The 11294-nt window shown below is 65.9% G+C and carries 10 protein-coding genes; 4 read left to right on the plus strand and 6 right to left on the minus strand.

What is annotated here, in order from left to right; genetic code table 11:
* Positions 1-455 precede the first annotated feature (455 nt).
* The 4 genes from A6M56_RS16170 to A6M56_RS16185 all read left to right on the plus strand — a co-directional run bounded on the left by A6M56_RS16170 (position 456) and on the right by A6M56_RS16185 (position 5390).
* Positions 456-1850, plus strand: a complete 1395-nt coding sequence (locus A6M56_RS16170; RefSeq protein ID WP_102080107.1) for a class I SAM-dependent methyltransferase — start codon at positions 456-458, stop codon at positions 1848-1850.
* On the plus strand, positions 1851-3194 hold the full coding sequence (locus A6M56_RS16175; RefSeq protein WP_104610509.1) for a sensor histidine kinase: 1344 nt from the start codon (positions 1851-1853) through the stop codon (positions 3192-3194).
* Positions 3195-3202: 8 nt separating this feature from the next.
* A complete protein-coding gene (phcR, locus tag A6M56_RS16180; protein WP_045786027.1) occupies positions 3203-4309 on the plus strand; it encodes a two-component system hybrid sensor histidine kinase/response regulator PhcR in 1107 nt (368 codons plus the stop codon).
* Positions 4310-4382: 73 nt separating this feature from the next.
* Entirely contained in the window at positions 4383-5390 is a 1008-nt protein-coding gene (locus A6M56_RS16185; protein ID WP_045786026.1) for a response regulator, read from the plus strand.
* Positions 5391-5428: 38 nt separating this feature from the next.
* Here A6M56_RS16185 and A6M56_RS16190 read toward each other — a convergent pair whose 3' ends face one another.
* The 6 genes from A6M56_RS16190 to A6M56_RS16215 all read right to left on the minus strand — a co-directional run.
* Complete coding sequence (locus A6M56_RS16190; RefSeq protein WP_045787780.1) at positions 5429-6820, minus strand: THUMP domain-containing class I SAM-dependent RNA methyltransferase; 1392 nt, start codon at positions 6818-6820, stop codon at positions 5429-5431.
* A 14-nt stretch (positions 6821-6834) separates the two neighbouring features.
* Positions 6835-7257, minus strand: coding sequence for a CopD family protein (locus A6M56_RS16195; protein WP_045786025.1), 423 nt, complete (start codon positions 7255-7257; stop codon positions 6835-6837).
* A 58-nt stretch (positions 7258-7315) separates the two neighbouring features.
* Positions 7316-8596, minus strand: a complete 1281-nt coding sequence (locus A6M56_RS16200; protein WP_045787779.1) for a glutamate-5-semialdehyde dehydrogenase — start codon at positions 8594-8596, stop codon at positions 7316-7318.
* A gap of 61 nt (positions 8597-8657) precedes the next feature.
* Positions 8658-9734, minus strand: coding sequence for a DNA polymerase III subunit delta (holA, locus tag A6M56_RS16205; protein ID WP_286758242.1), 1077 nt, complete (start codon positions 9732-9734; stop codon positions 8658-8660).
* A gap of 17 nt (positions 9735-9751) precedes the next feature.
* Positions 9752-10264 carry an LPS-assembly lipoprotein LptE gene (locus tag A6M56_RS16210; RefSeq protein ID WP_045786023.1) on the minus strand — a complete coding sequence of 171 codons (513 nt, stop codon included), beginning with the start codon at positions 10262-10264 and terminating at the stop codon, positions 9752-9754.
* 30 nt (positions 10265-10294) lie between these two features.
* Positions 10295-11294 (minus strand): class I tRNA ligase family protein (locus A6M56_RS16215; RefSeq protein ID WP_286758243.1); only part of this gene is annotated, 1000 nt, incomplete at its 5' end.

Below are 11294 nucleotides of genomic sequence, written 5' to 3' on the forward strand. Positions count from 1 at the left end.
TGCTGCGGCATCATGGCGAGCGAGGGCGCCGGCCTGCAATCCGGTACGGCGCCCCGGAAGGTTTACTGTGCGGGATTCTCTTGAGAGACGATTTGGGATGCAGCAGCGGACCGCGCGTTCAACCAGCGCGCGTTGCGGATGTCAGGAAGTGCATCGTTCCAGTCTGTTCACGGTTGCACGATTCCCGCTGCCACGCTGTTGACCGGCGAGCAGCAGAGTGCCACGGCGGTAAGGCGTTCGCATCCGCGCTTGTTCCCTGATCTTTCTCGAAGCGGGCTGGGGCCAGCGGACGGCCTCGGCGCGCTTTCACGACCGATGCGGCGGCATGCCCGGCGTTCTGGCGCCGAGGGTTGCCGTTTCCGGGACTGCCGTTGGGCCCCGGATGCGCGTTTGTTGGAGTGAGCGTCCCGCCTGGCGCAGACGTTTTCCCCTGAAGTCTCCGGCAAATTCGCACCGTGTACTCACCCAACCAAATCGATCCGGCGGTCAGCTTCCGCAACTCCCAGGGTCAGCAGGTCCGCGGCACCATCATCACGCTGCAGCGGCGTGCGCTGGTGATGGAGATCTACAACCCGTACTCGATCGTGCAGGTGAGCGAGGTCTTGTCCGATCTTGCGATCAAGATCGGCACGCGCCAGGTCTACCTGGGCAAGGCCGTCGTGATCAGCCTCGTCAACACGGGCCTGACCGCGGTTGTCTCGCTCACGCTGATCGACGAGTGGCGCGAACTGTCGGAGGTGGCCGATACGCCTGCGTCGGTGGGCGAAGAAGCGCGAACGTTCGTGCGGGAATGGCAGGAACGCTTCCGCATCCGGCGCGAATACCAGATCGTCATCAACGAGATGCGGGCCTTCCTGGCCGAAGTCTCGCGGTGGGTGGAGCAGGTCGATTTGTCGAAATCCCTGCCGCGCGAAGACGGCAAGCTGCGCCCCGACGTCTTCATGGAGCTCGCCGAGCCGGTGATGCTGCGCGTCAAGCACTACCTCGACATTCTCGAAGCCGAGGCCGCGGAAGTCGAGGCCAGCCTCGCGCCCTCCCACCGCGCCTTTGCGCAGACGGCCCTGCATCCGCTGCTGCTGCGCTCGCCGTTCGTGCACCGGACGTTCACGAAACCGCTCGGCTATGCCGGCGACTACGAGATGGTGAACCAGATCCTGGGCGACCCGCAGGAGGGGCCGAGCACCTATTTCCAGATCGTCAACGTGACGTTCCTGAAGGCGCAAGTCGCCCAGGCACACCGCAACCGCATCGACATCCTCGTCGATTTCCTGAAGCAGCTTGCCGTCCGCGCCAAGGCCGAGGGGCGCCCCTATCGTGTCATGAACCTCGGCTGCGGCCCCGCGGTGGAAATCCAGCGCTTCCTGCGCGAATTCGAAGAACCGCACCTGCTCGAATTCGAGCTCATCGACTTCAGCCAGGAGACCCTGGACTATGCCAAGGACCGCTTGACCGAAGCCGCAAGGCAAGGGGGCACCACGCTGTCCGCGCAGTTCGTTCACCAGTCGGTGCATGAGCTGATCAAGCGCCCGGCGCGCAAGGCAGAGGAAGTGCGCGACTGCGATGCCGTCTATTGCGCGGGGTTGTTCGACTACATCTCCGACAAGGTGTGCAACCGCCTGCTGACCTACTTCACCACACGCACGCGCCCCGGCGGCCGCATGCTGGCGACCAACGTGCATTCGAGCAACCCGGAACGGCTCTTCACGATGGAGCACCTGCTCGAGTGGTACCTGATCTATCGGAACGAAGAACAGCTCGCGTCCACCTTCCCGGATGAGGCCTGCCGGGATATCCGGACGTACGTTGATGCGACCGGCGTCAACGTGTTCTGCGAGGCGACGGTGAGCTAGATGGCCGAAAGCGTACGAGATTCCCTGAAGCACGCCTTCAACCGCTCGGAGCGGGAAGGCTTCCGCCTGTCGTTCAGCCGGACGACGGCGCTGGTGGGTATCGTCCTGGTACTGATGGGAAGCGGCCTGGACTACAACACGTATCCGGGCGAGCTCAAGCGGTTCTTCCTGGCGCGCGCCTTCACGTCGCTGCTGATCTTCGTCGTCTATCTGATTCTGCCCACGCGGTGGGGCAGGCAGCGACTGTCTTACCTGACGCTGCTCTGGCTCTGCTTCCCGCAGGTCATGATCGCGTGGATGATTTCCGTCACGCAGGGCGCGCAGTCCATCTATGCGACGGGCCTGCACCTGGCCGTCTTCGCGGCCGGCAGCGTGCTGCCGTTCAACACGCGGCAGACCATCGGCTTCGGGGTGATCACCTACACGCTGTATCTGCTGGCATGCCTGATTCACGACCCTGCCAGCATTGCCGGCAGTACGTTCTTCGTCAATTCGCAGTTCCTGATCTTCACCTCCACGCTGGGCGTGTTCTGCACGTACTTCAACGAGAACAGCCGCTTCGAGCTGTTCAAGCTGAAGGAGGAAGTGGCCAACAAGAACATCCAGCTCGAAACCACGAACCGCAGCCTCGTCGAGATCAAGGGCCAGCTCCTGCAGCAGGAAAAGATGGCCGCCATCGGCACGTTGTCGGCGGGGCTGCTGCACGAGATCAACAACCCGGTCAATTTCTGCCTGATGGCGATCGCGGTGGCGCAGGAAGACCCGACGGCCAAGGCCAGCCCCATGCTGCTCGAGTGCCTGGCCGACGCAAAGGAAGGCATGCAGCGGGTGCAGCACATCGTGTCGGACCTGAAGACCTTCGCGTACCGCAGTCCCGAAAAGGGCGAGGCCGACGCGCCCTTCCTGGTGGAAAAGGCCATCGATTCGGCCGTCCGCCTGACGAGCCACGAATTGCGCGGCGTCACCGTCGAGCGCAAGCTGCCGCCCGACACGCTCGTGCGCGGTGACGAGGCGGCCATCATCGGCGTGCTGATCAATCTGCTCTCGAATGCGGCGCTGGCCATGCAGAAGGTCCAGCGCGAGCAGCCGCGCATTGAGATTGCCGCGGAGTGGATCGGCGATCGCCTGCACGTGGTCGTCACCGACAACGGCCCCGGCATCTCCGAGAAAAACCTCACGCGCGTGTTCGAGCCGTTCTTCACCACGCGTGAAGTCGGCAAGGGCCTGGGGCTGGGCCTGTCGATCAGCTACAGCGTGATCCAGCGCCACGGCGGCACGCTCGCCGTCACGAGCAAGGAAGGCGAATGGGCGCGCTTCACGTTCGACCTGCCGCGCGCGGACTAGGCCGCACCATGGACGCCACGCCCGATACCGTCACCATCCTCTACGTCGACGACGAGGAGCAAGCCTGCAAGTGGTTTGCTCGCGCCATCGGCACGGGCTACGACGTGCTCACGGCCAACAGCGTCGACGAGGCGAAGGCCGTGCTGCGCGACGCGCACGAGCGTATCAGCGTCGTCCTGACCGATTTCCGCATGCCCGGCGGCGACGGCACGGAGCTGCTGCGCTTCATCGATGCCGAATATGGCGATATCGCCACCATCCTGGTCACCGCGTATGCCGACAAGGATCTGCTTATCCAGGCCGTCAACACCGGGCGCGTGTTCAAGATCCTGGAGAAGCCGTATCAGCCAGACGATGTGCGGCGTTCGTTGCAGGAAGCCCTCGTCCTGCGGCAGGACCGCCTGTTGCGTACCCAGCGCCTGATGGCCATCGACGAGACTCTCGCCTTCCTCGCGCACGAGCTGAATACGCCGCTGGCTGCCATCTCGAATTTCGCGCGCGGCATCCGCATGCGCATCGATCAGGCCGAGCGCCCTCCCGAGGCGCTGTCCGAAATCGGCCGCGCCGCCGACCGCGTGCAGGACAACGCGCGCTACTGCCTCTCGGTGATCGCCTCGTTCCTGAACTCCGTGCGCAACACGTACGGCAAGCCGGGGGCCGGCACCACACCGAGCAGCGCGAGCGAGCTGATCCGATCGCTGCTCGATACGTACCCCTTCACGAACGCGCAGCGCGAATGGGTGTCCTACCGCGTGGACGAGGATTTCCCGGTCGTCACCCTGCCCAACTGCGTGATGCTGGTGCTGTCTTCACTGACCAGCAATGCGCTGCAGGCGCTGCAGCACAGCCCGCAGCCACGGCTCGAGATCGTCGCGGGCCAGGCGCCCGACGCGGGCGGGGGGCGGCACATGATCCGCATCGAGGACAACGGCCCCGGCATCGCCCCCGACGTCCTCGCCCGGCTCACCATAGACCCCGTGACGACGCGCGCCGAAGAGGGCGGCAACGGCATGGGCATGATTTTTTGTACGCGGATCATGCAATCGTTCGGAGGAGCGATTGCGATCGATTCCGCACCCAGCGCAGGCACGCGCGTGACCTTGACGTTCCCATGACAACACCATTCACAACACGAGCCGCGCCGCACCGGCTCCGCGCATTGACTGCACTTGCTATGAGGAGTGATGGATGACCAATCCCGGGGGCAATGAGCCCAAGATCCTGTACGTGGACGACGAGACATTGGCGCTGACTTACTTCGGCCGTGCCATCGGTTCACTGGCGCCGGTCGTCACCGCCACCTCGGTCGAAGAGGGCAAGCGCATGCTCGACCAGCACGCCGCCACGCTGGGCGTGCTCGTATCCGACCAGCGCATGCCGGGCGAGCTCGGCAACGAACTGCTGCGCTACGCGCGCGAGCGCTATCCACACCTGGTGCGCATCCTGACCACCGCCTACTCGGAAATCGAGGACACGGTGGAGGCTGTCAACCAGGGGCAGATCCACCGCTACATCAAGAAGCCGTGGGACATCACCGCGCTGCGCGTGGAGCTCAAGCAGGCGCTCGAGTTTTCCGACCTGCGCCGCGAGCGCGACGCCCTGCTGCGCGAGAAGATGACCGTGCGCCAGAGCCAGACGCTCACGCACCGCATCGGCGCGCTGCAGACGCTGTACATCGCGGTGTCGGGGCTGTCGTCGTTCAGTGCCGTCAACGATTACCTGCGCGCTGCGGCCGCCGTCGGGCTGCATTCGGTGGCGCAGCCGGACTGGGCAATGAAGGACTACACAGAACTCGTCGGCGAGGAAAGCGTGCGCACCGGCCAGTTCAGCCACGCGGTCCGACAGGCCTACCAGGCGCTGTCGTCGCGCTTCGAGAGCAAGCCGGCCGCACAGGCTCTGGAGGTGCTTGCCGATGTGCTCAACGGCCAGGTGTCGCCGGCCGGCGCGGATGCAGCGACGATCGTCGAGCCGCCCACGCTGACGGAATTCCTGGAAGCGGCATCCACGCACAAGGTATCGGAAGCGCATGCCCAATGGCTGGCATTCCTGCTGTGGCTGGACGGCAAAGGCTGGTCGGTCAAGGCCGAGCGGGACGGGGCGGCCGTCAAGCTGCGCCTGCTCGACAGCCAGACGCCGCTCACACCGGATCAACTCGCGGGCTGGATGGAACACTTCCAGGAGCAGCAGGCGGCGTGAGCCGTTCCCCCGCCACGCCGCAACGCAGCGCCGAGGCCTTACGCCTCGGCGTTATCGTTTGAGGCATCGCCCTTTGCGGAGCGCTCCGGGCGATCGCGCATACCGCCCTTGACCATCTCGAAACGGAACAGGCGGCATTCGATGTTGCCGTTGTAGAGCGGCGTGCGCTGCGATTCCTTGAGCCGCATGCGGCGCGGCATCGACAGGTCCCCGGTAAAGACGAACGCCTTCCAGCCGGCAAACTCGCGCTTGAGCGTGCCTGCAAAGGCCTGGGCGAACTCGTTGGCGGCGGCTTCTTCTTGCGGATCGACGGGCGGCGGCGGCTCCGGCTGGCGACGGAATTCATCGCGCGGAGCGCCCATGGCGCGGCTGGCACGCTCGAAGACGGTGCCGCCTTCATCGCCCTCGCCTTCCGGCCGGCGGCGGCGCGAACCCTGCGCACCACGCACGGCGATGCGCTCGCCGTACGGCGGGTTCATCAGCAGCACGCCGGGCGCATCAAACGGCGGCCGGCCGAAACGCGCATCGACCTGCTTGAGCATCGGCTCGCCGGGCAAGCCGGCACGCTGCCAGTTGGCGGCGGCGTAGGCGAGCATGTCGGTGGAAATATCGGCGCCGGCAACCAAGGGCGGCGCGCGGCGCATGGCGGCCGCGGCGGCATCGGCGGCCGCTTCGCGCAGGCGCTTGAAGCATTTGGCGTCATGGTCCTGGAACCACTCGCATGCAAAGGCGCGCTGGCCGCCCGGTGCGATGCCGAGCGCGCGCTGCGCCGCTTCCACGAGGAACGTGCCGCTGCCGCACATCGGGTCGTAGAACGGCACGCCTTGCGCGCCCGTCCAGCCGGTCAGGCGCAGGATGCCCGCCGCGAGATTTTCCTTCAGCGGCGCCTCGCCTTTCTCCTGGCGCCACCCGCGCTTGAAGAGCGGCTCGCCGGTCGTGTCGAGGTACAGCGTGCAATCCGTCTCGGTGAGGTACGCATGGATGCGCACGTCCGGCGAGACGGTGTCGACGCTGGGCCGCGCGCCGGTGCGCTGGCGGAAGCGGTCGCAGATGCCGTCCTTCACGCGCAGGCCGACAAACTTCAGGCTCTGCAGCGGCGATTTGTGCGCGGTCACGTCGACGCGGATCATCTCGTCGGGCGTGAAGTGGTCTTCCCAGCGCTGCGCGGCGGCCAGCGCGTAGATGTCGTCTTCCGAGCGGTACCCGCGCGCGGCCAGGCGCATCAGCACCCGGCTGGCGATGCGGCTGTGCAGGTTGACGGCATACGCCGCGCCCGGCGTGCCGAAGAAATGCACGCCGCCTGGCACGGTGCGCCCGACCTCGAACGCCGCCAGCTCATCCACCTCGGGGCGGATGGCGATTTCGGCCAGTTCATCGGCCAGCGCCTGTTCAAGACCACGGGGGCACGGTGCAAAGTAAGCAATCGGCATCGGAAAACCAACCATCAGAACGGCTTGACCACGACGAGGATCGTGATCGCCAACAACAACAGCACCGGCAGTTCATTGAACCAGCGGTAGAACGTGTGCGAGCGCTTGTTGGCGCCGGCTTCAAACTTGCGCAGCAGCACTCCGCAGCCATGGTGATAGCCGATCGTCACGAGCACCAGCGCCAGCTTTGCGTGCATCCAGCCATTGGGCGGATACATGCCGATGCGGTAGCCGAGGAACAGCCACAGGCCGAGCAGGATCGCCACGATCGCCAGCATGGTCGTGAAGCGGAACAGCTTGCGCGCCATGATCAACAGGCGCGTGATCGCCACGCGCTCGGTTTCCATGGCGAGGTTGACGAAGATGCGCGGCAGGTAGAAGAGTCCTGCAAACCACGACGCGATAAAGACGATGTGAAAGGCTTTGACCCAGAGCATGTCGTTCTCGTTGAAGCAATGCGCGCCGCTCGTGGCGGCGCGCTGGTGGTGAGCCGGATCAGGTGCGGATCTCGCCGTGCCCGAACACGACGTACTTGAGCGAGGTCAGCCCCTCCAGCCCGACCGGCCCGCGTGCGTGGAGCTTGTCGTTGGAGATGCCGATCTCCGCCCCCAGCCCATACTCGAAACCGTCGGCAAAGCGCGTGGAGGCATTGATCATCACGCTGGCCGAATCGACCTCGCGCAGGAAGCGCATGCCGGTCGAGTAGTTCTCGGTGATGATCGAATCGGTGTGCGCCGAGCCGTAGGTGTTGATGTGCTCGATGGCGGCATCCAGGCCGTCGACCGTGCGGATCGAGAGGATCGGGGCCAGGTACTCGGTATGCCAGTCGGCTTCGACGGCATCCTTGAGGTTGCCGAAGCCCGCGGCTTCCAGGGTGGCGCGCGTCTGCGCACACACGCGCAGCTCCACCCCCTTCTCCTGGTAGATCTTCACCAGTGGCGGCAGTGCACGCGCGGCAATGTCGCGCGAGACGAGCAGCGTTTCCATCGTGTTGCACGGCGCGTAGCGCTGGGTCTTGGCGTTGTCGCACACGCGCACGGCCTTCTCGATGTCGGCATCGGCGTCGATGTAGACGTGGCAGATGCCGTCCAGGTGCTTGATCATCGGCACGCGCGCCTCTTCCATCAGGCGTGCGATCAGGCTCTTGCCACCGCGCGGCACGATCACGTCGACGTATTCCGTCATGGTGATGAGCTTGCCGACGGCGGCCCGGTCCGTGGTGGCCACTACCTGCACGGCGTTGGCGGGCAGGCCCGCGTCGGCCAATCCTTCCTCGATGAGCGCGGCCAGCGCGCCGTTCGACTCGATGGCTTCCGAGCCGCCACGCAGGATGGTCGCATTGCCTGACTTGATGCACAGCGCAGCGGCATCGACGGTCACGTTCGGGCGCGACTCATAGATGATGCCGATCACGCCGAGCGGCACACGCATCTGGCCGACCTGGATGCCGGTCGGGCGGAACTTCATGTTGCTGATCTCGCCGATGGGGTCGGGTAGCGCGGCGATCTGCTCCAGGCCCGCTGCCATGGTGTCGATGGCGCGATCGGTGAGCGTGAGCCGATCGACAAAGGCAGCATCCTGCCCGTTGGCGCGCGCACGCTCGACGTCGCGGGCGTTGACCTCCTTGAGCTTGGCGGCATCGCGGCGGATGGCGGCGGCGATATGCAGCAGCGCGCGATTCTTCTGCGCGGTGCCGGCACGTGCCATGCCGCGCGAGGCGACACGCGCCTGCCGGCCGACGAGGGCCATGTATTCGTTCACGTCGAGCTGCTTCATGATGGTCGCGGCCGGCGCATGCACCGGCGATTCAGATTCAAGTGAGAAGGGAAGGCGCCGGCTACACGGCGACCGGGAGGCTGCCGGGGCGCGCAACGCGCATTGCCAGCTGCAGCAGGCCATCCCATGGCTCGGCCGGCAGCGACGGTTCGCGCAGGCCCTTGACCTGCCGGTCGAGCCTGGCGGCCATGGCCAGCGCATCTTCCAGTTCCCGCTGCGACAGGCGCTGCGCCGCCTGCGGCACCAGCCGCTCACGCGGGCCCCAGACCCGCAGCTCGCGCAGCATCGAGGCCACCGGCTTGCCCAGGGCGGCGCCCGAGGCGATTTTTGATAATACGCGAATTTCCTCGGTCAACGTCCACAGCACCAGCACCGTGGCCTCACCCTCGCCGCGCAGGCCTTCGAGCATGCGCACCAGGCGCGGCACGTCGCCGGCCAGCATCGCCTCGGACAGCTTGAACACGTCATAGCGCGCCACGTTGAGCACCGCATCGTGCACATCGTCGAACGTCAGCACGCCCGGCGGGTGCAGCAGGCCCAACTTCTGGATTTCCTGATAGGCGGCCAGCAGGTTGCCCTCCACGCGATCGGCAATAAATTGCAGGGCACGTCGACCCGGCTCGCCGGGTTCCACGCGCTGCTGCTGGCGGGCAAGACGTTCGCCGATCCAGCCGGGCAGCTTGGTGCGATCCACGGATTCGACCTTGATCGACACGCCGGCGCCTTCCAGCGCGGCAAACCATGCCGACTTTGCCGTCGCAAAGTCCAGGCGCGGCAGCGTGATCAGCGTGATGGTGTCGGTGGCAGGGCCGGACGGCGTGCCCGCGGCAAGGGCGCGCAGGGCTTCGCCGCCATCCTTGCCGGGCTTGCCGGACGGAATGCGCAACTCGACGATCTTGCGATCGCCGAACAGCGACATCGACTGCTGCGCCTCCGTCACGCGCGACCACGAAAAGCCGCGCTCGACGCTCATCACTTCGCGCTCGGTGAAGCCCTGGGCGCGTGCGGCCTGACGCAGCGCATCGACGGCCTCGAGCACGAGCAGGTGCTCGTCGCCGTGCACCACATACAGCGGCGCCAGGCCCTTGGCGGCGGCCTGCTTCAGGTGCCCTTCGAGCGCGTCGAGCCGCAGTTGCATGACGGGGCGGCCGCCGCTTACGACGGCAATTTGACAGCGGCCAGCCGGCGCACCAGCTGGTTGACGACATCGCCCTGCATGTCGCGGTAGAGCGCCGCTTCCTCGTAGTCCTTGGCGAGCACCTGCGTCTCGTTGTACGAGAGGTCGCGGAACTGCGTGATCTCCGACGGCGGGATCAGCAGATTGTCGCGCGCATCGCGCAGCTGGAACCGGAAGCGGTACGTGATGCGGTACTCGCGCACCACGCCCTGCGGCGTGAGCGACGAGATCGTCTTCACGCGGTCCTCGGCCAGCACGTCGAGCAGCGCATCGGCGTCCTTCTTGTCCGACACGATGACCGTGTCGGATCCGTTGTCGATCAACCGGCGCAGCTGCGCGCGCATCTGCGAGTTCTGCGGCAGGTTGATGTACAGCTTCTTGAAGGCGAAGTCGGTATTGCCGCGCAAGTGGAAACCGCAGGCGGACAGCACCGGCAAAGCCACAGCCAGCGCGAAGACGGTACGGCCGAAGTGGCGACGAGACAGCGACATAACCTTGCGTTCCTTGAGTGAGGGGCCCAATCAGGCCACCACGTTCACCAGACGGCCGGGCACCACGATGATCTTCTTCGGCGGCTTGCCGTCGGCAAAGCGCTGCACGGCCTCGTCCTTGGCGGCGAGCGCTTCGATGGTGGCGCGGTCGGCATCGGCCGGCACCACGATGCTGCCGCGCACCTTGCCGTTGACCTGCAGCACGAGTTCGATCTCGCTCTGCACCAGCGCATTCTCATCGACCTGCGGCCACGGGCCGTCGAGCAGGTCGCCATACACGCCTGCATAGCCGAGCTCCTGCCACAGTACATGCGTGATGTGCGGCACCACCGGGTACAGCACCCGCAGCAGGATGCCAAAGCCTTCACGGCGCGCGTCGGCGCCCGCGTCCTTGGCGCCTTCCAGCGCGTTGAGCATCTTCATCGTCGCAGACACGACGGTGTTGTACTGCAGGCGCTCGTAGTCGTAGTTGGCCTGCTTGAGCACGGTGTACAGTTCGCGGCGCAGCGTGCGGTCGGCATCGGTGGCACCGGCAACGACGCCATTGCCATGTCCCGCGCGAATCGCATCTCCATGTACGACGCCGAAGTTCCACACGCGGCGCAGGAAGCGCGAGGCGCCCTCCACACCGGCGTCGCTCCATTCGAGCTGCTGCTCGGGCGGCGCGGCAAACATCGTGAACAGGCGCGCCGTATCGGCACCGTACTGGTCAATCAGCGCTTGCGGGTCGATGCCGTTGTTCTTCGACTTCGACATCTTCTCCACGCCGCCGATCACCACCGGCTTCCCGTCGGCCTTGAGCGTGGCGCCCACGGGGCGGCCGCGTTCGTCGGTCTGCACGTCGACGTCCGCCGGGTTGATCCACTGCTTCTTGCCCGCAGCGTCTTCGCGGTAATACGTCTCGTTGAGCACCATGCCCTGCGTAAGCAGGTTGGTGAACGGTTCGTTGAACTTGACGAGGCCCAGGTCGCGCATGACCTTGGTCCAGAAGCGCGCGTACAGCAGGTGCAGGATCGCGTGCTCGATGCCG

The organism is Ralstonia sp. RL (genome assembly GCF_001683835.1).
GTDB classification, from domain to species: Bacteria; Pseudomonadota; Gammaproteobacteria; order Burkholderiales; family Burkholderiaceae; genus Ralstonia; species Ralstonia mannitolilytica.